The organism is Labrenzia sp. 5N (assembly GCF_012395805.1).
Classification (GTDB): Bacteria; Pseudomonadota; Alphaproteobacteria; order Rhizobiales; family Stappiaceae; genus Roseibium; species Roseibium algicola.
The window spans coordinates 580050-605919 of sequence record NZ_JAAZTM010000004.1; the positions used below are offsets into that span (position 1 = coordinate 580050).

General features: G+C 59.8%; 27 protein-coding genes. 7 read left to right on the top strand and 20 right to left on the bottom strand.

All coding sequences use genetic code 11. From position 1 onward, the window contains the following. Window positions 1–108: 108 nt before the first annotated feature. From sucD to zapE, 4 genes are all read right to left on the bottom strand, one after another. Window positions 109–1017, bottom strand: coding sequence for a succinate--CoA ligase subunit alpha (gene sucD / locus HEP89_RS05745; protein WP_022999015.1), 909 nt, complete (start codon window positions 1015–1017; stop codon window positions 109–111). Continuing rightward, complete coding sequence (gene sucC / locus HEP89_RS05750) at window positions 1018–2217, bottom strand: ADP-forming succinate--CoA ligase subunit beta (protein WP_168691523.1); 1200 nt, start codon at window positions 2215–2217, stop codon at window positions 1018–1020. A 75-nt stretch (window positions 2218–2292) separates the two neighbouring features. After that, the gene (mdh, locus tag HEP89_RS05755; RefSeq protein WP_022999018.1) at window positions 2293–3255 is read right to left on the bottom strand and encodes a malate dehydrogenase; all 963 of its coding nucleotides are present in this window, start codon (window positions 3253–3255) and stop codon (window positions 2293–2295) included. Window positions 3256–3428: 173 nt separating this feature from the next. Continuing rightward, a complete protein-coding gene (zapE, locus tag HEP89_RS05760) occupies window positions 3429–4586 on the bottom strand; it encodes a cell division protein ZapE (protein WP_031268680.1) in 1158 nt (385 codons plus the stop codon). 172 nt (window positions 4587–4758) lie between these two features. On the opposite strand from zapE, the gene HEP89_RS05765 reads away from it, so the two are divergent. Next, on the top strand, window positions 4759–5316 hold the full coding sequence (locus tag HEP89_RS05765) for a GrpB family protein (protein WP_077291002.1): 558 nt from the start codon (window positions 4759–4761) through the stop codon (window positions 5314–5316). A gap of 303 nt (window positions 5317–5619) precedes the next feature. On the opposite strand, the gene HEP89_RS05770 is transcribed toward HEP89_RS05765, so the two are convergent. The 3 genes from HEP89_RS05770 to HEP89_RS29725 form a co-directional block, all read right to left on the bottom strand. Continuing rightward, window positions 5620–6402 carry a hypothetical protein gene (locus tag HEP89_RS05770; RefSeq protein WP_022999021.1) on the bottom strand — a complete coding sequence of 261 codons (783 nt, stop codon included), beginning with the start codon at window positions 6400–6402 and terminating at the stop codon, window positions 5620–5622. Between the two features lie 74 nt (window positions 6403–6476). Continuing rightward, window positions 6477–6998, bottom strand: a complete 522-nt coding sequence (locus HEP89_RS05775; protein WP_077291003.1) for a protease inhibitor Inh/omp19 family protein — start codon at window positions 6996–6998, stop codon at window positions 6477–6479. A gap of 250 nt (window positions 6999–7248) precedes the next feature. Next, on the bottom strand, window positions 7249–7554 hold the full coding sequence (locus HEP89_RS29725; RefSeq protein WP_209014462.1) for a hypothetical protein: 306 nt from the start codon (window positions 7552–7554) through the stop codon (window positions 7249–7251). A 232-nt stretch (window positions 7555–7786) separates the two neighbouring features. On the opposite strand from HEP89_RS29725, the gene HEP89_RS05785 reads away from it, so the two are divergent. The 3 genes from HEP89_RS05785 (at window position 7787) to recQ (ending at window position 11220) form a co-directional block, all read left to right on the top strand. Next, window positions 7787–8164, top strand: a complete 378-nt coding sequence (locus HEP89_RS05785; protein WP_022999024.1) for an MAPEG family protein — start codon at window positions 7787–7789, stop codon at window positions 8162–8164. 117 nt (window positions 8165–8281) lie between these two features. Beyond that, a complete protein-coding gene (locus HEP89_RS05790; RefSeq protein ID WP_022999025.1) occupies window positions 8282–9175 on the top strand; it encodes a 1-acyl-sn-glycerol-3-phosphate acyltransferase in 894 nt (297 codons plus the stop codon). Window positions 9176–9330: 155 nt separating this feature from the next. Beyond that, complete coding sequence (gene recQ, locus HEP89_RS05795; protein WP_168691524.1) at window positions 9331–11220, top strand: DNA helicase RecQ; 1890 nt, start codon at window positions 9331–9333, stop codon at window positions 11218–11220. Window positions 11221–11249: 29 nt separating this feature from the next. Here recQ and HEP89_RS05800 read toward each other — a convergent pair whose 3' ends face one another. The 5 genes from HEP89_RS05800 to creD all read right to left on the bottom strand — a co-directional run bounded on the left by HEP89_RS05800 (window position 11250) and on the right by creD (window position 15300). Next, window positions 11250–11771, bottom strand: coding sequence for a hypothetical protein (locus tag HEP89_RS05800; RefSeq protein WP_022999027.1), 522 nt, complete (start codon window positions 11769–11771; stop codon window positions 11250–11252). Window positions 11772–11908: 137 nt separating this feature from the next. Next, window positions 11909–12505, bottom strand: coding sequence for a peptide-methionine (S)-S-oxide reductase MsrA (gene msrA / locus HEP89_RS05805; RefSeq protein WP_208997854.1), 597 nt, complete (start codon window positions 12503–12505; stop codon window positions 11909–11911). Between the two features lie 354 nt (window positions 12506–12859). Then, entirely contained in the window at window positions 12860–13237 is a 378-nt protein-coding gene (locus HEP89_RS05810) for a VOC family protein (protein ID WP_077291006.1), read from the bottom strand. Between the two features lie 34 nt (window positions 13238–13271). Next, entirely contained in the window at window positions 13272–13655 is a 384-nt protein-coding gene (locus tag HEP89_RS05815) for a VOC family protein (RefSeq protein ID WP_077293203.1), read from the bottom strand. A gap of 178 nt (window positions 13656–13833) precedes the next feature. Continuing rightward, the gene (gene creD / locus HEP89_RS05820; protein WP_077291007.1) at window positions 13834–15300 is read right to left on the bottom strand and encodes a cell envelope integrity protein CreD; all 1467 of its coding nucleotides are present in this window, start codon (window positions 15298–15300) and stop codon (window positions 13834–13836) included. A gap of 249 nt (window positions 15301–15549) precedes the next feature. Between creD and HEP89_RS05825 the strand changes: the two genes are divergently transcribed. Together HEP89_RS05825 and HEP89_RS05830 are read left to right on the top strand one after the other, a co-directional pair. Next, entirely contained in the window at window positions 15550–16740 is a 1191-nt protein-coding gene (locus tag HEP89_RS05825) for an S-adenosylhomocysteine hydrolase (RefSeq protein ID WP_077291008.1), read from the top strand. Further along, the gene (locus tag HEP89_RS05830) at window positions 16701–17525 is read left to right on the top strand and encodes a methyltransferase domain-containing protein (protein ID WP_208997790.1); all 825 of its coding nucleotides are present in this window, start codon (window positions 16701–16703) and stop codon (window positions 17523–17525) included. The genes HEP89_RS05825 and HEP89_RS05830 overlap by 40 nt, the downstream gene beginning before the upstream one ends. Window positions 17526–17857: 332 nt before the next feature. On the opposite strand, the gene HEP89_RS05835 is transcribed toward HEP89_RS05830, so the two are convergent. The 7 genes from HEP89_RS05835 to HEP89_RS05865 form a co-directional block, all read right to left on the bottom strand. Next, on the bottom strand, window positions 17858–18640 hold the full coding sequence (locus tag HEP89_RS05835; protein ID WP_031268685.1) for a succinate dehydrogenase iron-sulfur subunit: 783 nt from the start codon (window positions 18638–18640) through the stop codon (window positions 17858–17860). A gap of 59 nt (window positions 18641–18699) precedes the next feature. After that, on the bottom strand, window positions 18700–19545 hold the full coding sequence (locus HEP89_RS05840; RefSeq protein ID WP_031268686.1) for an FkbM family methyltransferase: 846 nt from the start codon (window positions 19543–19545) through the stop codon (window positions 18700–18702). Window positions 19546–19557: 12 nt separating this feature from the next. Continuing rightward, on the bottom strand, window positions 19558–21384 hold the full coding sequence (sdhA, locus tag HEP89_RS05845) for a succinate dehydrogenase flavoprotein subunit (RefSeq protein ID WP_055657173.1): 1827 nt from the start codon (window positions 21382–21384) through the stop codon (window positions 19558–19560). 5 nt (window positions 21385–21389) lie between these two features. After that, window positions 21390–21773, bottom strand: a complete 384-nt coding sequence (gene sdhD, locus HEP89_RS05850) for a succinate dehydrogenase, hydrophobic membrane anchor protein (protein WP_022999038.1) — start codon at window positions 21771–21773, stop codon at window positions 21390–21392. Between the two features lie 10 nt (window positions 21774–21783). Continuing rightward, on the bottom strand, window positions 21784–22182 hold the full coding sequence (sdhC, locus tag HEP89_RS05855; protein ID WP_055657171.1) for a succinate dehydrogenase, cytochrome b556 subunit: 399 nt from the start codon (window positions 22180–22182) through the stop codon (window positions 21784–21786). Window positions 22183–22459: 277 nt separating this feature from the next. Continuing rightward, window positions 22460–23395, bottom strand: a complete 936-nt coding sequence (locus tag HEP89_RS05860; RefSeq protein WP_022999040.1) for a glutaminase — start codon at window positions 23393–23395, stop codon at window positions 22460–22462. A gap of 130 nt (window positions 23396–23525) precedes the next feature. Beyond that, on the bottom strand, window positions 23526–24206 hold the full coding sequence (locus tag HEP89_RS05865; protein WP_168691525.1) for a sulfate transporter family protein: 681 nt from the start codon (window positions 24204–24206) through the stop codon (window positions 23526–23528). Window positions 24207–24389: 183 nt separating this feature from the next. On the opposite strand from HEP89_RS05865, the gene HEP89_RS05870 reads away from it, so the two are divergent. Further along, window positions 24390–25136, top strand: a complete 747-nt coding sequence (locus tag HEP89_RS05870; RefSeq protein ID WP_168691526.1) for a class I SAM-dependent methyltransferase — start codon at window positions 24390–24392, stop codon at window positions 25134–25136. A gap of 48 nt (window positions 25137–25184) precedes the next feature. On the opposite strand, the gene recR is transcribed toward HEP89_RS05870, so the two are convergent. Further along, window positions 25185–25793, bottom strand: a complete 609-nt coding sequence (gene recR / locus HEP89_RS05875; RefSeq protein ID WP_022999043.1) for a recombination mediator RecR — start codon at window positions 25791–25793, stop codon at window positions 25185–25187. Window positions 25794–25870: the final 77 nt, after the last annotated feature.

Below are 25870 nucleotides of genomic sequence, written 5' to 3' on the forward strand. Positions count from 1 at the left end.
CCCTCGAAAAATGGTTACGGCACGTCAACCGCGCCGGAACCCATCCTTTCATCATGCGACAGGAAACGTAAACAGTTTCCGTCCCCATCGCTAAAGATTCTTGCAGAATCAGCCCTTCAAGACTTCGAGAAGGGTCTCGCCGAGCTTCGCAGGAGACGGTGACACCTTGATGCCAGCAGCTTCCATCGCAGCGATCTTGTCTTCTGCACCGCCCTTGCCGCCTGAAATAACGGCACCGGCGTGGCCCATGGTACGGCCCGGAGGCGCTGTCCGTCCGGCGATGAAACCAGCCATCGGCTTGGACCGGCCGCGCTTGGCTTCGTCCTTCAGGAACTGCGCCGCGTCTTCTTCCGCGGAGCCACCGATTTCGCCGATCATGATGATCGACTGGGTTTCGTCGTCGGCCAGGAACATTTCCAGGACGTCGATGAACTCGGTGCCCTTGACCGGGTCGCCGCCGATGCCGACAGCCGTCGTCTGGCCGAGGCCGGCATTTGTGGTCTGGAAGACAGCTTCATAAGTAAGGGTGCCGGAGCGGGAAACAACACCGACGGAGCCTTTCTTGAAGATGGAGCCCGGCATGATGCCGATCTTGCATTCTTCCGGGGTCAGGATGCCCGGGCAGTTCGGGCCGAGGAGGCGCGACTTGGATTTCTCCAGCTTGGCCTTGACCTTGACCATGTCGGCAACCGGGATGCCCTCGGTGATGCAGACGATAAACGGAACTTCCGCTTCGATGGCCTCGATGATCGCTGCGCCCGCGCCTGCCGGCGGAACGTAGATCACGGAGGCGTCGGCACCGGTTGCTTCCCTGGCTTCGCCAACGCTCGCAAAGATCGGCAGAGAGGCCGCGCTGTCGACACCGGAAGACCAGGTCTCACCACCCTTTTTCGGGTGCACACCGGCGACCATCTTGGTGCCGTAATACTCAAGCGCCTGTTCGGTGTGGAACGTGCCGGTCTTGCCGGTCAGGCCCTGAACGATGATTTTCGTGTCTTTATTGACGAGGATGGACATTTACGCGCCCCCCTTCACGGCTTTCACGATTTTCTGGGCGGCGTCGTCGAGATCGTCAGCGGCGATCACGTTCAGACCGCTTTCGTTGATGATCTTCTTGCCGAGTTCCACGTTGGTGCCTTCCAGGCGAACAACGAGCGGAACCTGCAGGCCGACTTCCTTGACGGCTGCAACCACGCCTTCCGCGATCACGTCGCAGCGCATGATGCCACCGAAGATGTTGACAAGGATGCCCTTCACGTTCGGATCGGAGGTGATGATCTTGAACGCGGCCGTCACCTTCTCCTTGGAAGCGCCACCGCCAACATCAAGGAAGTTGGCCGGCTCGGCGCCGTAGAGCTTGATGATGTCCATGGTCGCCATGGCAAGGCCGGCACCGTTGACCATGCAGCCGATGTCACCGTCGAGAGCGACATAGGCGAGGTCGTACTTGGAGGCCTCGATTTCCTTGTCGTCTTCCTCGGTGACGTCGCGCAGCTCCATGATGTCCGGATGACGGAACAGAGCGTTGCCGTCGAAGGAAACCTTGGCATCCAGTACGCGCAGGCGGCCGTCCTTCATGACGATCAGCGGGTTGACTTCCAGAAGGCTCATGTCCTTCTCGACGAAAGCCGTGTGCAGGATCGGGAACAGCTTCATGCCGTCTTCACGTGCCGCATCGGTCAGTTCCAGCGCGTCGCACAGCTTGGCGGCATCGGCTTCGGTCACACCGGTTTCCGGATCGATCGGCAGGGTGACGATCTTTTCGGGGGTTTCTTCGGCAACCGCTTCAATGTCCATGCCACCTTCGGTGGAGACAACGAAAGCCGGGCGGCCAACGGTCCGGTCGACCAGAATGGAGAGGTAAAGCTCACGCTCGATGTCGGCGCCGTCTTCGATGTAGAGACGGTTGACCACCTTGCCTGCGGCACCGGTCTGTTTGGTGACCAGCGTGTTGCCGAGCATTTCCTTGGCGTTGGACGTGACTTCGTCCAGCGAGAAAGCCAGACGGACACCGCCCTTGGCATCAGCGGACAGTTCCTTGAACTTGCCCTTGCCGCGGCCACCAGCGTGGATCTGCGACTTCACGACCCAGAGCGGGCCCGGAAGGCTCTTGGCGGCTGCTTCGGCTTCGTCGGCGGAGAAGATGGCAACGCCTTCGGCCACCGGTGCACCGTATTCCTTCAGAACGGCCTTGGCCTGGTATTCATGAATGTTCATGTGTTTCCCCCGTTGTCGGAGGACCGTTCTTCCCGGCAGGAAGAACGGCCGCAAATTCCCTTAGGCGGGCCCGGTTCAGGCGAGCGCCGGCTGAATTTTCTTGCAGGCCTCGACCAGACCGTCGACAGACGCGACAGACTTGTCGAAGTTGGCCTTTTCGTCGCCCTGCAGGTCGATCTCGATGATGCGCTCGACGCCATCGGCGCCGATCACGACCGGAACGCCCACATAGGTGTCCTTCAGGCCGTACTGGCCGTCGAGAGCAGCAGCACACGGCAGAACGCGCTTCTTGTCCTTCAGGTAGCTTTCGGCCATTGCGATGGCGGAAGCCGCCGGAGCGTAGAAAGCGGAGCCGGTCTTCAGGAGGCCAACGATCTCCGCGCCGCCGTCACGAGTGCGCTGGACGATTTCTTCCAGACGCTCGGCAGTGCACCAGCCCATCTTGACCAGATCGGTGAGCGGGATGCCGGCGACGGTGGAGTAGCGGGTCAGCGGCACCATGGTGTCGCCGTGGCCGCCGAGAACGAATGCGGTCACATCTTCGATGGAGACGTTGAACTCGTCTGCCAGGAAGTAACGGAAACGGGCGCTATCCAATACGCCTGCCATGCCGACGACCTTGTTCTTCGGCAGACCGGAGAACTTCTGCAGGGCCCAGACCATCGCGTCGAGCGGGTTGGTGATGCAGATGACGAATGCGTTCGGGGCATACTTTGCGATGCCGGCGCCAACCTGCTCCATAACCTTCAGGTTGATTTCCAGAAGGTCGTCGCGGCTCATGCCGGGTTTACGCGGAACACCGGCGGTAACGATGACAACGTCCGAGCCTTCGATGGCTTCGTAGCTGTTGGCACCCGCCATTTTGGCATCGAAGCCATCGACCGGGGAGGACTCGGCCAGGTCGAGTGCCTTACCCTGCGGAACACCTTCCGCGATGTCGAAGAGCACGATGTCTCCCAGTTCCTTCAAACCTGCCAGATGTGCGAGCGTGCCGCCGATCTGACCAGAGCCGATCAAGGCAATCTTGTTCCGCGCCATTTCGAAAGTTTCCCTTTACGTAAGATGGAACTCCATGCCATCCTCTGATGACTGAGGATGGCACTACTCCCTTTGATCCGCCCGCGCAACCTCGCCAAAAGAATATTGCGCGATGCCGGACAAATTTTCTCAGATCTTCCCGTCTGCATAATTCACCTATAGGGAATGCAGACCTATGCGTGTACTTGTCGTCTTTCTCCCGCAAGGTACGCCTCGGACCGCATCTCGATCAACCGGGAGGCAGTCCGGTCGAATTCGAAGGCTTCCGTGCCGTCCTCGCCGACGTAAAGATCCTGCGGCTCGGCCTCAGCCGATACCACCAGCTTGATGCCGTTATCGTAAAGCGTATCGATCAGATTGATGAAGCGCTTGGCTTCGTTGCGCCGCGCCTTGGACAGCACGGGCACGTTGTCCAGAAACACCGTGCCGAAGGCATGAGCGATGCGCAGATAATCACTCGCCCCCAACGGCTGCATGCACAGGTCGTCGAAGGTGAACCTGGCCGCTCCCGCCGCAACACAGGGAACGGCAATCTTGCGGCCCTTGTTCTCCAGCTCTTCGGAATGCGGTGTCATGCCGTGCGTCAGCTTGGCAAAGAGCTCATCCATCTGGGCGTTTGCACTCTCGCCAAGAGGCGTGACATAGACCGGCGCACCAGCAAGCTTCTCCAGCCGGTAATCCGTCGGACTGTCCAGATGCAGCACTTCCACCTTGGAGGTCAGCATCTTGATGAAGGGTAGGAACAGCTGGCGGTTAAGCCCGTCCTTGTAGAGGAGAGACGGCTCGACGTTGGACGTGGCGACAACGATGACGCCGCGCTCGAAAAGCTGGGTGAACAGGCGGCCGAGGATCATGGCATCGGCAATGTCGGTCACCGAGAACTCATCAAACAGCAGCAGCCGCGTTTCTTCGGCAATCTGGCTCGCCACGGGCGGGATCGGATCGTCACCCTTGACCTCGCCGCGCTTGTGCGCCTGGCGGTGGGCATGAATGCGCTCGTGCACATCGGTCATGAACTCGTGGAAATGCACACGCCTTTTGCGGCGGATGACCGTTACCTCGTAAAAGAGGTCCATCAGCATCGTCTTGCCGCGCCCGACACCGCCCCACATGTAAAGCCCCTGTACGGAGGCCCAGAGCTGGTTCTTCTTGTTGGCGAACAGCCAGCCAAGTGAACTTTTCTTGGAGGCCAGGCGGGTTTCGGCAAGACGGGTGTTCAGGAGATCGAGCTGGCGCACCGCCTCCCGTTGCACGGGGTCTTCCTTGATCTCACCCGACGCGATGAGCGCGTCGTAGCGGGCGCTCAGGGCGCGGTTGACCGGCAGTTCCATCTTCAAGGGTGCTGCTCCCTCCATGAGAATTCATGGGGTCTTGGACGTATCTATTTGCACGGCGGAATAAGGTCAAAACGTCGCAGATGCAAGTCATGATATGGTTGCATACGATCACACATTCTTACGGATTTGTTTTTCAACCGTTTGAAATTTAAGGATTTCAGACCTCATGTCCATTCCGTTGCTCCCACATAATCCGGACTGGTTTCGCCAGGCTGACCTGCTGATCGACGACCTCGGACATCTTCTGGGAGCAAGGGCCCTGCGCCTGGACCATGTCGGGTCCACGGCCGTCCCTGGGCTGATTGCCAAACCCAAACTTCATATCGATGTAACGCTGGCTTCCGGATTTTCACCGGCTGCACTCAGCAACGATCTCCTGCTGTATGGCTACCATGATCTCGGCGCCCGCTTTCGGGAAGACGAAGTGCAAATGACCCGGCCAGCCGGACCAGGTCCCCGGTCGAAGGAGAGGGAAAATCACGAGCTGATTATCGCGCATCGGCTGTGTCTGTGTGCATCCGATTGCCCCTCACCTGATAAGCGGCGCCAGTTTCGCGACGCCTTGCGCGGCGATGCCAGCCTTGCCGGGCGCTATGCCGCCCTGAAACGGGACCTTGCCCTCATGGCCGGTTCGACCCCCGACTGGGAAATATACAATACCGGCAAGACATCCTTCATCGAAGGCGTGCTCTCAGGGGAAGGTATGCGACTGATCCAGCGATGACGCTCCTTCCGGCCCCGCCATCACTGCCCCCATTGACGGAACACCGCACCCAGCAGCCCGGTTCGCAATTCACTGATAATGGGCAGAAAAACACAGGCCAAGCCTTGAGGAACTCGAAACAGGAAGGCAGCACGCCCTCTGAACAAACAGCGCCCGCAACCGGTGGGAGGGTTACGGGCGCAGGGCACAGGGAGGGGTCCTGTGCGGGAGGAACGCAATCATGAACGCCCAAACGGCTCGGCCTGACTGGACCCGGCCATCATGCCTGTGCCCGGCTGAGCGCAAAAAGCACTCAGACAACACTTAGCGCAGGTAAAGGGCCGTCTTGCGACCGTTCTGGACTTCCTGAAGATAGAGCAGCTGGGCAACCAGATAACACTCGGACTGGTCGTCCAGATTGGCCTTGCGGCCACGACCGTCGGTCAGCAGCCAGGCATTGCCGGACTTGACGACATCGCATTCGATTGGTGCGGCGGCATCGAAACCGGCTTTCTTGAACAGCTCCGTACCGACGCGGCTGCCGGTATCGTCGTCCAGACCCTTCATCGCCATGCGCAGGCTGCGATAGGCCTTGTGAACCGACAAGGTTGCGACGATGGCAGTGACGACTTCGTCGCCTTCCATGGCCGCGAAGCGCACAACGCCGCCTTCCTGCGGAATGATGGAATTGGAACAGGGCGTGCGCTGGACATCGCCAAGCGTGGTCCATTCGGAGCGCAACGTTACGGTTGCAGGCTGACGAAGGGCCGCCATTTCCTTGGTGAGCCGCTTTTCTGCAGTTTTTTGCGGATTCTTGGCGGTCCGATCCATACGGGCGGACACCCCGGCCACGGTTCCGCCGATGCGCAACCGGCGGAAGACGATGACATCGCGCATGAGATCGGTTCGCTCTACCCGCCAGCCGGCATCAAGCCAGGCGTTCTGGTGAACGAGACTGCCGCCGGAATTTGCCCACCATGTCCGGTGTTCCCGGGCGCTCTTGGGCAGCGACGAGCCTATGATATCTTCGACTTCGTTCAGCTTGGCCGCCCAGACAACATCTTCCAGTCGTGCCAAGTGTTCCCGCAGTGGTTCATATTTTGACATTTGCACAGCCTTTCCGGTAGCTATGCAAATATACACCTATAGCGCGAGCTGTCCAGCATAAATACGGAGGGGCCTTAACGGTACAGCGAGATCGGCGATCCGGTAGAGGTCTGACCGTTGAACTGGCCGGAAGCGCTGGAGTAAAGCTGTGCAACGATCAGGCCGGCGCCGTCCTTCAGAACCACCTGATTGCCGCTCAGGTCCCATGCAGAGATCCCGGACAGTACAGGCGAAGCACAACCTCTGGTATTTGCACGGTAGCCGCCGGACCATGTTGTCAGCGTCATGAAGGCCATGCAGTTGTCGCCAGCGGAGGTGATTTTCCAGCCACCCAGAAGGTCTGTCCGGCCAACTTCCTTGGCATCGGCAGGCGCTGCAACCGGGTTGCTGGCCAGGTCGGTCGGCTGAGCCGACGGATCGTTGAGACCGCCAGCCGGCGCGTTGGGATCAAGCGGTGCAAGCTGTCCCGAGCCTACGGGTGTAGTCGGGGTCGCCGGCAGCGGTTCGGCATAATTCCGGCCTCCGGACAATCTCTGGCAACCAGCTGCCAGGACCACCAGGCCGACGATCAAAACAAACTTTCCCGCGCGCATCATGACGAATCAATCCCTCACCTTCGTCCCAATATGGGAGCAACTCTTAGCCCACAATTTGTCGAAAATCCAAAATCCTGAGAATCGACCGTTTTCTGATCGCTCAGGCAACCCGGTTCGAGACGGCCTTGCCTGCTGTTTTTGGCGGCTCCACAAGCCTGTCGATCGCCTCCGCAATCTTCTCGAAATAAGTGGCGCAGGCACCAAAACCATCCGGAAAAGGCGGTTTTGCGGCAATGTTCCACCAATGACTCTATGTCGTGGTCTTCCACTGCGGCGGCAAGGCCACCGGCGCCTGGTCAGCGAGATAGACGACCCTGTCGGGAATTTCAGCATGCGGCATCAGGAAAATGTCGATCGGCTTGGGCGCAAGCCCTTTGGCATCAATGCCCCGTGCCGACAGTATCCGGCGCACATGCCGGCTCAGTTCCTGGGAAGGAGCCACACCTGCGGAGAACGCCCGCATCAGACCACCTGCCCGAAAATTCAGATAGGCTTCGGCCAGGGGCGACAGCAGGCTGTTGTCCGGACAGACGAACAGAACAGTTGTTTTCGACAAGGGGCATTCCTTCGCGGCTGCAGCCCATGCCAATCACGCCATGGGCGGCCTCCCCCTAGCGCCGGGACGGGAAGACTTTATGACAAACCCGGGGCAACATCGAAAATCATGAGGATATCTTCCACGAGCCTGATAGATATGCGCACAAACGCTCGCGTGCAGCCCGGTGCCCCGCTGCAGCCTCATTCCGGGTATTCGCGCAAGACCTGCAACACGTTCCTGAGGAGCCCACATGCCCGTCGCCTTCTGGTGTGTCCTTGCCGCCGCCATCCTGCCGCTGCTTTCCGTCTTTCCGGCAAAACTGGACAAGTCCTTCGACAACGCCCGCCCACGTGACCCGGACTATTGGCGAGACGGTTTTCGCGCTCGCGCACAGGGGGCACAGGCGAATGGCTTCGAGGCATTTCCCCTGTTTGCGGTTGCCGTTTTCGTTGGCCTCAACCAGGGTGGCGACCCTCACTGGATCGACAGGCTCGCCGTGCTTTTCGTGTTACTGAGGATCATTTATATCGGCTGCTACTGGGCCGACCGCGCCTCGCCGCGCTCGCTTGCCTGGGCAGCCTCCTTCTTGACATCGCTGGCAATTTTCACCAGTTCCCTATGGAGCTGAGCCGCCGATGGGCGGATTCCGATCCTGAAATTCGTACAACGATCATTTGCACCAAGAGGCTGATTTCGTTAACGATGCATCGGAGTGAGGCAGTAATCTCGTGGGCAGAGGTGCATTGTGCGGACGACCGACCAGACGACAGACACCTTGCCGACGCGCCGTCAGGCCGCGGCACAGAGGCAGATTTCTGAGCAGCATATCGTCGACCTTCTGATTGCCGAACGGGGCAAGCTGGTGATGGCCAGCCCGTGGTGGCCCTTCATCAGACCCTTCGCTCACAAGATCCTTCGCTACAAGTCCGCCGTCGAAATGGCCGACACCATTGCGCAGATGGAAGCGCTGGAGGTTTTTGCCCATTTGAGCGGATTGCTGTCGCTTGACGTCACCACGCTTGGCCTTGAACGGGTTCCGCAGGAAGGCCCCGTCGTTCTGGTGTCCAACCACCCGACCGGCATTGCCGACGGCATCGTCCTTTATGATGCGATCAAGTCCCGCCGGAACGATCTAGCGATCTTTGCCAACCGCGATGCCATCCGCATCAACCCGCGCCTTGCCGACATGATCATTCCGGTCGAATGGCGTGCTGACTTCAAGACCCGCGAAAAATCCAAGGAAACGATCAAGCTCGCCTCCTCCGCCTTTGCCAAGGAGCGGGTGGTGGTGCTGTTTCCCTCCGGGCGCCTGGCCTATTGGCACGACGGCAAGCTGACAGAACGGCCCTGGATGACGTCAGCCCTGGCGCTGGCACGCAAGAACAAGGCCCCGATCATTCCCATGCACATGGGCGGGCGCAATTCCGGTCTGTTCTATTTCCTTGCGAGAGTGTCTACCGAATTGCGCGACATGACGGTCTTCAACGAATTGCTCAACAAGGAACATGCCAAGTTCAACGTGCATTTCGGCAAGCCGATCCGGCCGGAAAAACTTGAAGGCGACCTTGGCGATCTGACCGAACAGATGCGCATTCACTGCGCCGAAACGCTGGCGACGGATCCGGACGCGGAGTTCTAGGTGCCAACGCACCGCCTCCACGCGTCTCCTAAGCATCTGATTTTTTGATGCTCTGACCAGGGCCTGCACGTCATCCACAGGCGCGGTTCCGCCTTCATTGCCCTTCTTTCGCGAATAAGACATTGTGCGGGAGAATCAAAGGACCCGTCTCACCCATGCCCGTTTCGCCCGCTGTTGCCGCGGAGGAAGTCATTCCAGTGCAGCATGCCGTTGCTCCGACCGTGCGTCCGGAGCCGAAGCCGCTTGCGGTTCTGCAGAAGGTTTTCGGCTACAGCAGCTTCAGAGGCAAGCAGCAGGCGGTGATCGAAACGCTTGTGGACGGCAACGACGCTGTCGTTCTGTTTCCCACCGGCGCAGGCAAGTCGCTCTGTTACCAGATCCCGGCGCTGTGCCGGCGTGGGGTCGGCATTGTCGTCTCGCCGCTGATCGCGCTGATGAAAGACCAGGTCGGTGCGCTTCGCGCCGCTGGCGTTCAGGCCGCGGCCCTCAATTCCACGCTGTCACCGGAAGAACAGGACGGCATTCGCAGTGCCCTGCGCCGCGGTGAAATCGACCTACTCTACGTGACACCGGAGCGGCTGGGCACCGAGAGCTTCCGCAAGTTCCTGGACACGCTGCAGATTGCCCTTTTTGCCATCGATGAAGCGCATTGCGTCAGCCAGTGGGGACATGACTTCCGTCCGGAGTACATGTCGCTGTCCTGTCTGCGCGACCGCTATCCGGGCGTCCCGCGTGTGGCGTTGACCGCGACTGCCGACCCGCACACCCAAAAAGACATTCTGGCCCGCCTGCAGCTGGAAGACGCCGCCGTCTTTTCCACCAGCTTCGACCGGCCCAACATCCGCTACGAGATTGTCGAGCGCACCAACCAGCGCCAGCAGCTGCTGGATTTCCTGAAGAAGCACTCCGGCGAGAGTGGCATCGTCTATTGCCTGTCGCGGGCAAAGGTTGAGGATATCGCCGAATGGCTGACCTCTAAAGGCATCAGGGCCCTGCCCTATCATGCCGGATTGCCCGCGGAACAGCGCTCCGCCAACCAGGATGCGTTTCTGCTGGAAGAAGGGCTGTGCCTGGTGGCGACGGTTGCCTTCGGCATGGGTATCGACAAGCCGGATGTGCGCTATGTCGCGCATCTGGATCTGCCCTCTTCGGTCGAGGCCTATTACCAGGAAACCGGCCGTGCAGGCCGCGACGGCGCTCCCTCCGAAGCCTTCATGGCTTACGGCATGGCCGATCTGGTGCAGCGCCGGCGCATGATTGCCGAGGGCGATGCGCCCGAAGAGGTCAAGCGCGCGGAAAATGCCAAGCTGAACGCGCTTCTCGGCATTTGTGAAACGGCCGGTTGCCGTCGTCAGGCCCTGCTAGCCCATTTCGGCGAGACCTACCCCAAACCCTGTGGCAACTGCGACACCTGCCTGTCCCCGGTGGAGACCTGGGACGGCACGGAAGCTGCCCAAAAGCTGATGTCGGCGATCTATCGTACTGGTCAACGTTTCGGCACGGCGCATGTCATAGATGTGCTTCTGGGCAAGACCAACGAGAAAAGCACCCGCTTCGGCCATGACACGCTGTCGGTTTTCGGAATTGCTCAGGACGTGCCGCAGAAGACCTGGCAGTCGATTGCCCGTCAGCTTGTCGCCGCAGGCTACGTCGATGTCGACCATGCCCAGTTCGGTGCTCTTGTTCTGACGGAAAAGGCCCGGAGCGTCCTGCGCGGTGACGAGAAGCTCGCCTTGCGCAAGGACCGGAGCGCGGCAGGCCTGAAACGGACGAGTTCTTCACGTACGGCCTCCATCGCCGATGAACTGGACCATGAAGACAGGCTGCTGTTTGAACGCTTGCGCAGGCTGCGGACCCAGATTGCCCGCGATCAGGGCGTACCGCCCTATGTAGTGTTCACGGATGCGACGCTGGCCGGGATATCCGCTGCGCGCCCGGTGACCGAAGATGCGCTGCTGGCCGTTTCCGGTGTCGGGCAGTCCAAACTTGAAAAATACGGCGAGGCGTTCCTCGAGCTGGTCGAGGCATTTGAAGCCGGCGTATGACCGCCACGATGGTTGCCGATGAAATCCGGTCAACCGTCCTGCTGCAGGCAGAGTTGATAAACCCCGGCAAGATCCGACAAGGTTTCTTCATCAGGATGGGACAGGAAACTGTCGATGATGTCCCTGAGCGCCAGATGCATGTTCCGGTGCTGGCGCAGACGCCTGTAGGACGAGCCGAGCTTGTAGATCTGTTCGATTTCCTCATGCGAGAAGAGGTCCAGACCCGCAATACCCAGCACGACACCAAGATCAGCATTGGTGCGGCGCGTCAGGTTATGGGCAATCAGGAACCCGAACAGGCCGGTGACAAATCGGTTTTCGAAGCACAGTTCGTCAAAGTCGCGCTCGACCACTTTCAGCACGAGCTTCATGATCGACACGGTGGCAGCTGCCGCAAATTCGGTCGGTGTGTTGGTGTCACAGATCTCCAACCCTGCTGCTTCCAGCATGGCGGCGGTGGATCTTCGAAGGCGGTCTTCCGTCTCGACGGCTCTCAATTCAGAAATAAATTCCGGCTCTGCTGTAACGCGACTTCCAAACAAGCTCAGCATGTTAGCGTCCTTTCAGACGTAAGCCCACTGAAAGTATGTAGTGTACACCTTACCCTACGGCAAATTGATGCCTGAAAATTCGACGAAAATGCTGTTCTTTTGGGCCGTTCCCCGCGGAAACGGCCCATTTTCGAATGTTATGACCCTGCCTTGGGCAACCCCTTGAAGGCTTCGCTGCCCCACACGGCCTTGACCTGCGCATCCCTACCGCACCCTTTCCGGTAGCCCTTGTAGGCGTCGGCGCGGGTGACGTAGCCGAAGCGGGTAAGCGTACGAACCTGGCTCTTGTAATAGGCCTGATGGTAGTCCTCAGCGGGCCAGAAAACGGCCGGAGCCTCGACCGGCGTTACGATCTTGCCGCCGAGTGCCTTTTCCGCCTTCGCGATTTCCGCCCTGGCCTGTTTCGCCTGGGTTTCGTCCAGAGGATAGATGGCGGTGGAATAGGCATGTCCCCGGTCGCAGAATTGACCGCCGGCGTCCGTCACATCGACGGTGCGCAGGAATATCCCGACAAGTTCGGTGTAACTGATCTTGTTCTCGTCGAAATCGACCTTGACGACCTCCCGGTGACCGCCACGATCATAATCCTTGTAGGTAGGGTTCTGGGTCTCCCCGCCGGCATAGCCGGAAACGACATCGCGCACGCCGGGAAGTTTCTCAAGATCGGATTCAACGCACCAGAAGCATCCTCCGGCAAGCACCGCGGTTTCGGCCTGTGCGGTTCCCGGTGGCATCGACGCCACGAGCGCGGCAAAGAAAGTGAGCGGGAGCAGGCGTTTCATGTCAGGTCCTCCAGGGAGCTGGTTGTGGTCGACCTTTCCTAAGGGGGCGCCAACCTGATGATGATGGCGAAACCCCGACCGGAAAGACGACCAGCGCGCTTGGGTTTCGAGCTGTGGTCTTCGACTTTGAAATGCGCCTCATGGGTTGGAAGACCGGAGAAGGCATTTCGAATTCTACCCGAAAGAGGTAACGCGCCCGGCGGCTGAGACAAACTCAACTCCGCTCGCCAAACCAGCACATGCCCGTGAGCCTGGCGTGAGGCCCCTCGTTTCGGACCGCCAAAGCCATGTCCGATCAGGCCGTTCTCAGGCCTCCCAGGTCTTGGCAGCCTCCTCAAAACCGGCGAGCTGCGGTTTGACGACGCAGAACCGGTGACCGCTGGTTGCCTGCATCACTGTCCAGCCGTCCAGTTTCTGAACGATGGTCGCGCCCAGACCTTCAAGCCGGGCAACTTCCTTTTCCGGATCGCCGGTTTCGATATCCAGGTGCACGCGGGAGGGATGCTCGACCGACTGGAGCAGGATGCCGATTTCATCTTCCGTGCCGATCAGACGGCGATAGCGTGGGTTTTTCGGCTCAGCTTCAACAGTGCGCCCGAGCGCACCGGCCCAGAATTCCGCATGGCGGTCGATATCGCCACCTTCACAGTCGATCACCAGATCTCCCAGCCGGCTCTTGTGCATTTTATTCTCCAAATTGAAATCAGGAAACAAAGACTTATTCAGGCAGGTGACAGACCGCCTCGATATTCAGACCATCCGGGTCGAGTACGAAAGCACCGTAGTAATTTTCGTGGTACTGCGGCCGCAGGCCCGGTGCGCCGTTGTCCTTGCCGCCGGCTGCGATCGCAGCCTCGTAGAAGGCATCGACGAGCGCCCGGTTCGAAGCTGCAAAGGCGACATGCACCGGTGTTCCGGGGGCTTTGCCTTCGCCAATCCAGAAGTCCGGCTTGTCCTTGCCGAAACCGCAATAGGCGGGTCCACCCGTCATTTCAGCGGTGACTTCCATCAACACCTTGATGCCAAGTGGCGCCAGGACCTTTTCGTAGAACGCACGAGACGCCGGAAAATCGCTGACCGCAAAACCGATATGATCAAGAATGGACATCACGTCCTCCCACTCACCTCAATAGAACAAAATAAGAACATTCAAGGAGGAATTGCAAGCCTCGTTTTAGAGCTGCGATGCGCTCAACCGGCAAATGCCAAGCAAAATCGGCGGCGCAGCGATGCCACACCGCCGATCGGATTGGCGACATACCGGAATGACAGAATGACCGTCAGACCGCTTCGGCTTGCGGCCTCGTGCCAACCTGTTGTTGCCCGGACCAGTCGATCCGCTGGGTGGCAAACATGGTAACGGCAAGTGACAGGAACCCGATCATCGAACCGATCAGGAGCGCGTAGTCCTGCTCCTGCATGAGCGCATAAAGCACGCCGAATATCGCAGCCAGGACCGCAAGCATCACGCTTCCGGCAAGACGGCTTTTGAGCGAAGTCCCAATATAGAGCGCATTCAGCAGCGTCGCGGCGGCAGCGGCCACAAGATAGGCCAGGCCGTAGCCAACATGCTCTGCAAAGGCGAGCAGCATGACGTAGAAGACGATCAGGGACAGTCCGACCAGACCATACTGGATCCAATGGACCCGCCATCCGGAGCGCATTTCCAGAACGAAGACCGCCAGGAAGGTCAGACTGATGAAGCAGACTGCGTATTTCAACGACCTGGAAATGGTCTGATAGAAATTGACGGGTTCAACGAATTGCACTCCCAGAACCTTGTTTTGCAACGGCATTTGCGGACCGAGCACCAGTTTGGGAATGCCGCGGGCAAGATAGGGGATGGTCCAGGATGCGTTGAAACCGGCATCGCCGATTTCTCGGGCTTCCGGCAGGAATGCGCCGGTGAAGCCGGGATGCGGCCAGTCGGATTGAAGGGATACGCTGGTCGTCTGACCGGCCGGGGCAACATAGAAGGCGGTGGAGCCGTTCAGCTGCATCGGGATGTCGAAAGAAAACCCGTTTCGCCACAAACCCGCAGCGACAGGTGCGTTGATACCGGACGCGTTGATCGTGGCAACAGACCGCCGTATCGGCTCCATGGTCAGTGGCCCGAGCCCAGGCTCGAACGGCACGGAACCACTGTCGTTCAGGACCAGTGTGACCTCGCTTTTCAGCGCTGCGATGTCGCCGATGCCGACCACAAGAACCGCCTTGTCCCCGGCAATGTCGATTTGCCCACCGAACTGCGGCTGAAAGTTTTCGGACGACGTTGCGGCGAACCGGCCCTTCAATGTCACGTCGCCATGATAGACGGGCAGCGAATAGATCGATTTCCTGCGCTCCTGAACGGAGATGTCGCCACGCACATCCAGCTTTTCCGGAAACAGGATGGCAGTGTGCCAGCGAATTTCGGTCTTGGCGTTTTCTCCGGTGGAAACAGTGAAGGTCTCGCTGAACGGAACAACCAGATACGGTCCGTTGATCTCCTGGACGCCACCCCAAGATCGGGCGATGTCCTGAGCGACATCCCGGGCCCTTTCGGCACGTTCTTCCACCAGCACCCAGACGAACAAGCTCGGCACTAGCAGCATCACGGTCAACACTCCGATGATCACGAACTTGACTGCAGGAGACCCAAGAAAAGACGTTCGGCGCACCGGCTGTTCACGGGGTGAGCGGGGCTGCGAAAATTGAGGTCGCTCCTGCGGTTGTTCAACGGTGTCGTTTTCAGTATCGCTTGTCATGCAAATCAACCCTCTGCCAGAAGGATGTCCCGTCAGACGGGCACCCGGTCAACAGGGCGATCATTGAAGACAGAACAGGACACAAAAGGGCGTGGCCGAGCGGCTTTTCAGTATTGTTTGTGCAGTTCCTGTGCAGTGGCTCAAAAGTTGTTGGATTGCTGCCTCATTTTTCCTGTCTATTTCACAACTCGCACTTGTGCGTACCGGCGGCGCAGTGCCAGAATGGCAGAACCCTCGGAATAACCAACAATGCATCCATTAAGCGACATATCTACCGCGGCCGCGCCCGCCTATGCCCGACGTGCGGACTATCTGCCGGCGCTGGTCAAGCGGCTCGATCTCTTCAAGAGTGAAGCGCACCGGTATCTGCTGGTGGCGCATCTGTTTGACGACACAAGGCGCATGATCGATGCGCTGGAAGGGGTCATGGATTTCGATGCAATCATCGGCATCCCGTATTCCTCCGGCAGTGATGTGACACGGCTGAAATGGCAGGCCGTATACGGCGACAAGGTCCAGTGCCCGAAGACCGAGCCAGAATTCAAAGAGGTCCTGGCCAACGCCTTGCAGAAGAGCCTGGATGCCTGCCTGGCCTCCGACCAGAAGCTCGTCATTCAGGAAGTCGGCGGTTATGCCGTCGAATTGCTGCACGAGCGGTTTCAAGATCAGCTGCACCTTGTCGAAGGCGTGGTGGAGATCACCAAGCAAGGCGTGTGGCGGGCCGGGCAGACGCGGCTGCGGGTGCCTGTGCTCCACTGTGCCGACAGCGAGCTGAAGCGCCTGGAAGCGGTACGTTGCGGCGAGACCATTGCCCGGTGCCTGGACGGGCTCATGCGCGATCTCGGCAACTCCCTGGCCGGCCGGCACGCTGCTGTCTTCGGAGCAGGCTGGATCGGGTTCGGCGTGGCCAAGGCCCTGCGCCGGCTGGATGTCATCGTCTCGCTGATCGATGTCGACCCGCTGAAAATCGCAGAAGCAAGGTTGTCAGGTTATCCGGCGACCCTTCATCCCACGGATCTCGAGCAATGCGACCTGGTTGTCGGGGCGGCAGGGCGCTTGTCGATAACCCGGGACGTGTTGCAGCAGCTTCGCAACGGCTGCCTGGTGGCGAGCGCCAGTTCCCGGCGGATCGAAATCGACGTCGATTTTCTGGAACAGTCGCCAGCCTGCGACATTCATCCGTCGATCAAGGCTTTCCAGCTTCCCGGTCAACAGGGGGCGGACAAGCAGATCTGCCTCGTCAACGACGGCTACCCGGCCAATTTCATTCCCGGCTCCGGCAGCGTTGCCGATGAAGTGGTCGAGCTGATCCTCGGCGAACTGATCGTGCTGATGGCCGACCTGACCACCTACACCTACGAACCCGGCATTCACCGCTTGGCGACAGAAGGAGAGGCAGTGTGCACCAAACTCTGGATCGAACAGAGAGACCAGACCTAGCGGATGATGAGCAATCCGAAGTTACTGTCCATTCGCAGTATCTGGTCAAGAAGCTCGCGAACGCCCAGAGAAACCTGTACGGAACGGTGAAGTTCGACATTGTCGCCCGCACCATCCGGGACTGGGCACAAGACCTTGGTCGGCCGCCGCGTATTCTCGATATCGGTTGCTCGACCTCGATTTCGAAAGAATATCTCGCCGACACCGGCCTGGATTTCGACTATTGCGGTGCCGATTATGAAGCGGCGTTCGAACCGGACATCGTGCTGGATGCCACCCGTCTTTCCGAACACCGCGACGACCTTCCCTGGCAACCGGATGTGATCGCCCTTCTGGACGTGCTGGAGCATCTACCAGGCCGTGGGCCGGCGATCGAATCCGTGATGCGTCAATGTGGTGAGGTCATTGCGCCGGGTGGACTGATCCTAGCCGTGGTCCCGCAGCTTTACCGCCTCGACCGGCTGAAGCTGGGCCACCTGCACTACGCCGAGCACCAGGTCCGCATGACCTTGAACGAATGGTCGGAGATCATCGGCCGCGCGGTCACGATCGAGTCGGTGCACGGCATCGGCTATCTCTCGTGCCTGCCCTATCTGCCGATGCTCAGCCCCTGGTACGAGGAAACCAACCGCCACGGGAAACTGTTCCACCACCTGCGCGGCAAGACCTTCGAATGGGGTCCGCTGAAACCCGCTGAAATCGCCCTTACCCGCACGCTTGGTCGTGTTCCCGGGTTCAGGGGCTGGTGCAACAGCTCGCTTCTGGTGTGCCGGGCGAAGGTGTGATGCCGGTGGAGCTTTTCTTGAGAACGCGGTAATCCCGGCACAGCTTCGGCCCGACCAGAACAGGGCACCGGGAAACGCAAAAGCGTTTTCCCGCGTCATTCCGGACAAGGAAGGCGCAGCCGACCGCAGATCCGGAATCCAGAAATATGCTGCGCGAATAGCGCTGCCTTATCTTTCCAGAGTGTTCGCTCCGCTCACGCTGATATCTGGATTCCGGATCGGTGCGCAGCTTCACTGCGCTTGTCCGGAATGACGGTGGCAAGGTCGTTCGGAACCAATACAAAAAAGGCCGCCCCCCGGGACGGCCTTTCGATTTTCTGGCGCCGTGAAACTTACACCCGGCGTTCGACCATCATCTTCTTGATCTCGGCGATCGCCTTGGCCGGGTTCAGACCCTTCGGGCAGGCTTGCGAGCAGTTCATGATGGTGTGGCAGCGATAGAGACGGAAGGGGTCTTCCAGATTGTCCAGACGCTCGCCGGTGGCCTCGTCCCGGCTGTCGATCAGCCAGCGATAGGCCTGCAGAAGGACGGCCGGGCCGAGATAGCGGTCGCCGTTCCACCAATAACTCGGGCAGGACGTGGAACAGCAGGCGCACAGAATGCACTCATACAGGCCATCAAGCTTCACCCGGTCTTCATGCGACTGGCGCCATTCCTTTTCCGGGGCTGGCGATACTGTCTTCAACCACGGCTCGATCGAGCGGTGCTGGGCATAGAAATTGGTCAGATCCGGCACAAGGTCCTTGACCACCGGCATGTGCGGCAGCGGGTAGATCTTGACGACGTCGCCGGCAATCTCGTCCATGCCCTTGGTGCAGGCCAGAGTATTGGTGCCGTCGATGTTCATTGCGCAGGACCCGCAGATACCTTCGCGGCAGGACCGGCGGAAGGTCAGTGTCGGATCGATCTTGTTCTTGATGTAGATGAGGCCGTCGAGCACCATCGGACCGCAATCGTCCGCATTGATGAAATAGGTATCGACGCGCGGGTTGCGGCCATCGTCCGGGTTCCAGCGATAGATGCGGTATTCACGCAGGTTGGTGGCGCCTTCCGGCTTGTCCCACACCTTGCCTTCCGTCACCTGGGAGTTCCGGGGAAGCGTCAGCTGAACCATCTCGTTACTGCTCCGCGTTGGGCCCTTGGTTTCGCGTCCAGGGCCAAATCGTCTTTCGCTCAGGCAGAGAGCTCAAAGACCATGTTGTCATTCGTCTGGCCGGTTACCCCGTAGCCGCGGTTTGCCAGTTCACTCAGGCAATCCTCGGTCCAGTAGGGCCGGCAATTGGTTTCAAGCAGGATCACGCGGGGCCAGAGGCTCCGGTCCGCGTGCCTCAGGAAAGGCAGGACCACACGGTCCTCGAAGCCTTCCACATCAACTTTCAAAACATCGATCCGGGTGAGGCCCTGATCGTCGGCTATGGCCGTCAGCGGACGAACCTTGACGAAGGTCGGTGTCCAGTCGCCAGCCCATTCGCCGGTGGTCAGGTCCTTCACGAAGGTGGCAAAGCCGCAGTTGCTCGGTTCCTGCCACAGCGGCAGCGTATCGTCGCGCGGGCCAACGGCTGAATTGACCACCGTAACGGTGTCCAGGTCGTTTGCACGTACGTTGAAGCCCAGCTTCGTTGCCGTCTGCGGGTTGGCCTCGATCGCAACAACCTCCGCGCCGAGACCGGCGGCAAAGATCGAATAGGAGCCGATGTTGGCGCCGATATCGACAAACACCTTGCCCTTGCCCAGATGCGGTTCGATCAGCTTGTGTTCTTCGCGCTCCGGCAGGCGGCCCTTGGCCAGGATCTTGCGGTCGTCATAGTTTTCACCCGGATAGATCCGGAACTTCAGACCGTCGGCTTCCAGGTCGTAGGGGCCCTTGAAGAACCGCGCCACCAGGGAGCGGATACGCTTGCGCAGGCCCTTGGAAAGGTCGTGCCGGTCGGCAAGACGCCAGGCAGCCCGGACCATCCGCTCGGCGGGATATGTGCCGAACGGACTTCTCGTGTCCAAAAGGGTTGCCACCTGGCTCACCGTGCCGTCTCCTTAGTAGACGCGCGCTTTCGGCGCGATCTTCTTCGGATCGATGCCACCCTCTTCAAGGGTGGTCAGCGGATCGAGCACCACCGGACGGTAGTCCAGCTTGACGTTGCCGGCTTCGTCGACCCACGAGAGCGTGTGCTTGCGCCAGTTCTCGTCATCACGACCGGCGAACGGACCGTCCTTGTAGTCCTCGCGGGCATGGGCGCCGCGGCTTTCCTTGCGGGCTTCCGCGCCGTAGACCGTGGTGATAGCATTGGCCATCAGGTTCTCCAGCTCCAGTGTTTCCACCAGATCGGAGTTCCAGATCAGCGAACGGTCGGAGACCTTGAGGTCCTTCATTTCGCCCCAGATCTCGGTCAGACGCTTGCAGCCCTGCTCCAGGCTTTCCTGGGTCCGGAAGACGGCAGCGTCTTCCTGCATGGCGCGCTGCATCTTGTCGCGAAGATCAGCGGTCGGGATGGAACCGGAAGCGTTCCGCAGCTTGTCGAAGCGGTCCATGATCTTTTCACAGGAAGCTTCGCTCGGCGCCGGAACGGCCGATTTCGGATCGACGACCTCACCAGCCTTGATCGCCGCCGCGCGGCCGAAGACCACAAGGTCGATCAGCGAGTTGGAGCCGAGACGGTTGGCACCGTGAACCGATGCACAGCCGGCTTCACCGACGGCCATCAGGCCTTCCTGGATGCGGTTCGGGTTGTTGCCGTCCGCGTTCAGCACTTCGCCCCAGTAGTTGGTCGGAATGCCGCCCATGTTGTAGTGAACGGTCGGCAGGACCGGGATCGGATCCTTGGTCACATCCACGCCGGCGAAGATTCGGGCGCTTTCGGAAATGCCCGGCAGACGTTCGGCCAGCAGAGCCGGATCGAGGTGATCCAGGTGCAGGAAGATGTGGTCCTTGTCCTTGCCGACGCCGCGGCCTTCGCGGATTTCCATGGTCATGCAGCGCGAGACCACGTCACGGGAGGCAAGGTCCTTGGCCGACGGTGCGTAGCGCTCCATGAAGCGTTCGCCCTCGGAGTTGACCAGATAACCGCCTTCGCCGCGCGCCCCTTCGGTGATCAGGCAGCCGGAGCCGTAGATACCGGTCGGGTGGAATTGGACGAATTCCATGTCCTGAAGCGGCAGGCCCGCACGGGCCACCATGCCGCCGCCGTCACCGGTGCAGGTGTGGGCGGAGGTTGCCGAGAAGAAGGCGCGGCCGTAACCGCCGGTCGCCAGAACCACCATCTTGGCGGCAAAGCGGTGCATGGTGCCGTCATCGAGGTTCCACGCGATCACGCCCTGGCACACGCCGTCTTCGGACATGATCAGGTCGAGTGCGAAATACTCGATGTAGAATTCGGCATTGTTGCGCAGGGACTGGCCGTACAGCGTATGCAGGATGGCGTGTCCGGTCCGGTCGGCTGCAGCGCAAGTGCGTTGCACGGGAGGGCCTTCGCCGTAGTTCTGCATGTGACCGCCAAACGGGCGCTGATAGATACGGCCGTCTTCGGTCCGGGAGAACGGCACACCATAGTGTTCCAGTTCGTAGACCGCCTTTGGCGCTTCACGGGCCAGGTATTCCATGGCGTCGGTGTCACCGAGCCAGTCGGACCCCTTCACCGTGTCGTACATGTGCCATTCCCAGCAGTCCGGCGTCATGTTCTTGAGCGACGCGGCGATGCCGCCCTGGGCAGCAACGGTGTGGGAGCGGGTCGGAAACACCTTGGTGATGCAGGCCGTTCTCAGGCCCTGCTCGGCCATGCCGAGCGTGGCCCGCAGGCCTGCGCCACCGGCGCCGACGACCACCACATCATAGGTGTGGTCGACAAATTCATAGGTCTTGGCCATTCGGGTCAGCCTCCAAAGCCAATCTTGAGCACTGCGAAGACGCAGCCGAAACCGATAAAGGCGCAGAAGAAGGTGTTCGCCATCAACGTGAGGAACTTGATGCCTTCGCCATGCACATAGTCTTCGATGATCACCTGCATGCCGAGCTTCATGTGATAGACGCCGGAGAGGATAACCAGGAGCAGGATGATCGAAACGAGCGGGTTCTTGAGGGTCTCGACCACGTCGCCGTGGGAGGAGCCCTGCATCGCGATCACCAAGATCACGAAGAACGAGATCAGGAACACGTTGGCGACAGCTGTCAGACGCTGCTTCCAGAAGTGATCGGTGCCTTCCTTGGCAGAGCCAAGGCCGCGTACCTTGTTCAGGGGCGTGCGCATATCTGTCATGACACTCTCCTTAGCGAACCGCGTAGCCGATGATCCAGAGGATCAGCGTGACGGCAACGGACCCGATGATGGTCGCCTTGGCGAGCCACTCGCGCGCTTCCTTGCCGAAGCCCGCACCCATGTCCCAGATGAAGTGGCGCAGGCCGCCGAGCATGTGATGCACAAGCGCCCAGGTGAAGCCGAACAGGATCAGACGGCCGATGATCGAGCCGTAGATGCCGTTGACGAAATCGAAGTAGCTGGGGCCCGCCGCAGCGGCGATCAGCCACCAGGCCAGCAGGACAGTGCCGAAATAGAGCGCCGCGCCAGTGATGCGGTGCAGAATCGACATGACCATCGTCAGAATGGGCTTGTAAATCTGAAGATGGGGCGACAGCGGGCGGTTGCCCCGCAGATCGGCGTTCGACATGGAATTCCTCTCCCGTACGACGCTAGAGCGAAATGCGCTTAAGATGACCCGTTTGAACCTGGTTCCGACCCCGGACGAACCGGCGCAGCCTTCTGGCCAAACGACCCAACCTCAACTCACCTCACCCCAGTTTACGTTTACGCAAACGTAAGCAAATCAAAGCGTTGTCTAGGTGCGTAATAGCGCCAACGCTTCAAAAGGTCAAAATATCCTATAGGCCTAATTGCAAGGAAACTACTTCTATATCGTTTAAATTCATCCGGTGACAGAAAGTGACCTAAACGTGAGCCCCTTCGCCCCCGTGGGGAACGCCGAACACCGACCAGCCGGTTTTGTGAGCAAAATGCTCCATTGCTTCCGTGCCCAGCTTGGAATTGCCGTACTTGTTGAGACCCGGCGACCAGACGGCGATCGACGCCCGACTTGGTGAAATCACGAGAATGCCGCCGCCGACACCACTTTTGCCCGGCATGCCGACACGAAAGGCGAAATCGCCCGAACCGTCGTAATGGCCACAAGTCATCATGAGGGCATTGATCCGCCTCCGGCGCTCGATCGAAACAAGGCCCGGCATCCGGGGCGCATCCACCAGAAAGCGGCCGGCAAGCGCAAGCTGCCGGCAGGACATTTCAATGGCGCATTGATGGCAGTAGGTGCCAAGCACCTTGTCGACGGAAGCCCGCAGGTTGCCGTAGGACGCCAGATAATGGGCAAGCGAGAAATTGCGGTGCCCGGTGGCCAGTTCCGACTTCGCGACCTTCTCGTTCATGTGGATGCTGTCGTCGTCGCAGGCGGCGCGAATAAAGCGCAGCAATTCGCCCAGAGCTTCCCGTGGCGTTGATCCGGCCAGATAGGTATCCGTCGTCACCAGCGCACCGGCATTAATGAACGGATTGCGGGGAATGCCATCTTCCCGCTCCAGAAGCAGGATCGAATCGAAGGAAAGCCCGGAGGGTTCGCGCCCAACCCTGTACCAGAGCTGATCTCCGACCCGGCCGAGCGCCAGAGCAAGGGCAAAAATCTTGGAGACGGACTGGATGGAGAACGGCACATCGGCATTGCCGGCTGTGAATACCCTGCCATCGGCCAGGGCGACGGCTATGCCGAACTGGTTGGGATCGATGCCTGCCAGTTCGGGAATATAGGTCGCGACATTGCCTTTGTCGGGATTGGCCGCAGCGGCTTCCGCGATTTCCGTCAGCAATTCCTGCATGTGCTCCTCCGGTTCGGAGGGGCACTTGGTCAGATTGCCATGGGATATGCAAGTGTCGGGTGACGTGGCGCCATCATGGCAGCCTCAATTGCAGGGTGCCGTCTCCCGCACCGCAAGAGCGAGACAGTCTTCAGGCGCGCGCCACATTCTGTCGCTGCACTGCCAGCAACTTGAAAAGGTGCAGCATGAAAATGGTCGCAAAGATCGGTGTCACCAGGTTGAGAATCGGCACGGCAAGCAAGCCGGCGATGATGAGACCACCGAGAAAAACGGTTCCGCCCCGTGCCTTGCGGAATGCCTTCGCCTCGGCCGCCGGAAGAAACCGCATGGCGGCGAATTCGAAGAATTCCCGGCCGAGCAGGTAACCGTTCACGATGAAGAAGGCGACCAGATTGACACCGGGCACAAGCAGCAGCACCAGGGCAAACAGGTTGCCCAAAATCACGACGCCGGTGAACTTGATTGTCTGCACGATCGACTGCGACAGCGGCAGTGCGCGGCCCGGCTGATCGTGCGGATAGTCCTTCTTGTCGACGATATCCGCGATTTCGTCCTGAAAGAGGCCGGCGAAAAGCGCTGAAATAGGCGCAATCAGGAAGCCGAGTACGAATATTGCGCCAATGCCCGTCAGAACGGAAATTGCCGTGTCCATCCAGGCATAGGGCAGCGCGACGAAGGCGGCGATCACGCCCTGAAGGGCGATCCAGATGACCACCAGCACGCCAAGTGTAAAACCAAGCATCTTCCAGAAAATTGCCCGGAACGGCGGTTCGAACACCTCGGACATGGCGCGGGAAGCAGCTTGGAACATGACACCTTCAAATTTCTCGTGAACGACCGCCTCGACATAAGTGCAGCGCCGATCATGTGCAAGCCCGCGGACGATAGCTACCCGAAAACTAAACTTAATGTTGTGCAATTCTGCTTCTGAAACTAGAGTTTGCTAGACGGTTGTTCGTTGCCGGTACTTTACACCCCAGGTTCGGACCGCACGATGCTGCATCTTCATTTCGCCCCCGACACCGACATCACCAAGGGGCTGGCACCCGAAGCCCTGAAAATGTTCCAGTTCGAGTGGAACATCTATCACAAGCTGGTGCGTGCCAACGAAATGCACCACCGGGAAATCGGCCAGCTCTTGCGCGACGAGATCGGCAGACGTTTTGACAGGCCTTTCGCTTTTCTGGATCTGGCCTGCGGCGACGCCAGTCTTGCGCAGACGGTGCTTCAGGACAGCAAGGTCGCGACCTACGAGGGCCTCGACCTGTCACGCCCGGCGCTGCAATGCGCCGCCCGGGTGATGAAGGACGTGCCGTATGATGTGGAACTTGCCGAAGAGGACATGGTGGAAGGCATCGTGAGCCGTCCGGCCAGCGCCAACTTCATCTGGTGCGGTTATTCCATCCATCATCTTCAGCGCGCGCAAAAACAGGAAATGCTGTCAGCGGTCCGCAACGCGCTCAAGCCGGGTGGCGTCTTCGTCTGCGCGGAGCCTGTGTGCCTGCCCGGCGAAACACGAGCCGATTACACACACCGCTGGCAGGAAGAACTGCGCCACCGGTTTCGTTCACTTACCGACGCCGAATATGACCACCTCTGGGCACACATCAGCACGCACGACTTTCCCGAAACCCCGGAAGACTGGTTGGCGATGGGCAAGACAGCTGGTTTTACATCGAGCCGGGAGATCTTCCGGTTTCCCGGCGATCTGTTTTGCGCCGCGTTTTTGTATGAGAAGTGAGGCTGTCGGTTTCGGCAGTGTGCCAGGTGCCTGGTTTCCAGCGTGTTTCTAGAACCGCGTCCGGGCGCGCAGCGCCTGCGCCAGCGTGCCTTCGTCCAGATAGTCCAGTTCGCCGCCGACGGGCACCCCATGGGCGAGGCGGGTGACATTGACCTCAAGATGGGACAGCTGGTCCATGATGTAGTGGGCCGTTGTCTGCCCCTCGACGGTGGCGTTGATCGCCAGAATGACTTCCGAAAAGCCTTCCGACCCGCAACGGTCGATCAGCGAGGCGAGATTGAGATCCTCCGGGCCGATGCCGTCGAGAGGCGACAGGGTACCGCCCAGGACGTGATACCGGGCATTGACCGCGCCGGCACGTTCCAGCGCCCACAGATCGGCAACATCCTCGACCACCACCAGAACACTCTGGTCGCGTTTCGGATCTGAACAGATGGTGCAGGGATCGGACGTATCGACAGTGCCACAAGTCGAGCAGATGCCGATTTCCCGAACCGCAATGCCCATGGCGTCCGCCAGCGGTACCAGCAGCTGATCCTTTTTCTTGATCAGATGCAGCGCGGCACGGCGCGCCGAACGCGGGCCAAGCCCCGGCAATTTCGCCAGGAGCTGGATCAGCCGTTCGATTTCCGGTCCTGCCACACTTTTCTGTGCCATGGTTTTCTCTTCAGCGCGCGTTGACGACCACCTGAAAGACCTGCTGCGTCAAACCGGCCGGATCGCTCCCCTGATTT

Coding starts and splice junctions, on each gene's coding strand:
- sucD (WP_022999015.1), bottom strand. CDS start 1,017: ATGTCCATCCTCGTCAATAAAGACACGAAAATCATCGTTCAGGGCCTG.
- sucC (WP_168691523.1), bottom strand. CDS start 2,217: ATGAACATTCATGAATACCAGGCCAAGGCCGTTCTGAAGGAATACGGT.
- mdh (WP_022999018.1), bottom strand. CDS start 3,255: ATGGCGCGGAACAAGATTGCCTTGATCGGCTCTGGTCAGATCGGCGGC.
- zapE (WP_031268680.1), bottom strand. CDS start 4,586: ATGGAACTGCCGGTCAACCGCGCCCTGAGCGCCCGCTACGACGCGCTC.
- HEP89_RS05765 (WP_077291002.1), top strand. CDS start 4,759: ATGTCCATTCCGTTGCTCCCACATAATCCGGACTGGTTTCGCCAGGCT.
- HEP89_RS05770 (WP_022999021.1), bottom strand. CDS start 6,402: ATGTCAAAATATGAACCACTGCGGGAACACTTGGCACGACTGGAAGAT.
- HEP89_RS05775 (WP_077291003.1), bottom strand. CDS start 6,998: ATGATGCGCGCGGGAAAGTTTGTTTTGATCGTCGGCCTGGTGGTCCTG.
- HEP89_RS05785 (WP_022999024.1), top strand. CDS start 7,787: ATGCCCGTCGCCTTCTGGTGTGTCCTTGCCGCCGCCATCCTGCCGCTG.
- recQ (WP_168691524.1), top strand. CDS start 9,331: ATGCCCGTTTCGCCCGCTGTTGCCGCGGAGGAAGTCATTCCAGTGCAG.
- HEP89_RS05800 (WP_022999027.1), bottom strand. CDS start 11,771: ATGCTGAGCTTGTTTGGAAGTCGCGTTACAGCAGAGCCGGAATTTATT.
- msrA (WP_208997854.1), bottom strand. CDS start 12,505: ATGCCACCGGGAACCGCACAGGCCGAAACCGCGGTGCTTGCCGGAGGA.
- HEP89_RS05810 (WP_077291006.1), bottom strand. CDS start 13,237: ATGCACAAGAGCCGGCTGGGAGATCTGGTGATCGACTGTGAAGGTGGC.
- creD (WP_077291007.1), bottom strand. CDS start 15,300: ATGACAAGCGATACTGAAAACGACACCGTTGAACAACCGCAGGAGCGA.
- HEP89_RS05825 (WP_077291008.1), top strand. CDS start 15,550: ATGCATCCATTAAGCGACATATCTACCGCGGCCGCGCCCGCCTATGCC.
- HEP89_RS05835 (WP_031268685.1), bottom strand. CDS start 18,640: ATGGTTCAGCTGACGCTTCCCCGGAACTCCCAGGTGACGGAAGGCAAG.
- sdhA (WP_055657173.1), bottom strand. CDS start 21,384: ATGGCCAAGACCTATGAATTTGTCGACCACACCTATGATGTGGTGGTC.
- sdhD (WP_022999038.1), bottom strand. CDS start 21,773: ATGACAGATATGCGCACGCCCCTGAACAAGGTACGCGGCCTTGGCTCT.
- sdhC (WP_055657171.1), bottom strand. CDS start 22,182: ATGTCGAACGCCGATCTGCGGGGCAACCGCCCGCTGTCGCCCCATCTT.
- HEP89_RS05860 (WP_022999040.1), bottom strand. CDS start 23,395: ATGCAGGAATTGCTGACGGAAATCGCGGAAGCCGCTGCGGCCAATCCC.
- HEP89_RS05865 (WP_168691525.1), bottom strand. CDS start 24,206: ATGTTCCAAGCTGCTTCCCGCGCCATGTCCGAGGTGTTCGAACCGCCG.
- HEP89_RS05870 (WP_168691526.1), top strand. CDS start 24,390: ATGCTGCATCTTCATTTCGCCCCCGACACCGACATCACCAAGGGGCTG.
- recR (WP_022999043.1), bottom strand. CDS start 25,793: ATGGCACAGAAAAGTGTGGCAGGACCGGAAATCGAACGGCTGATCCAG.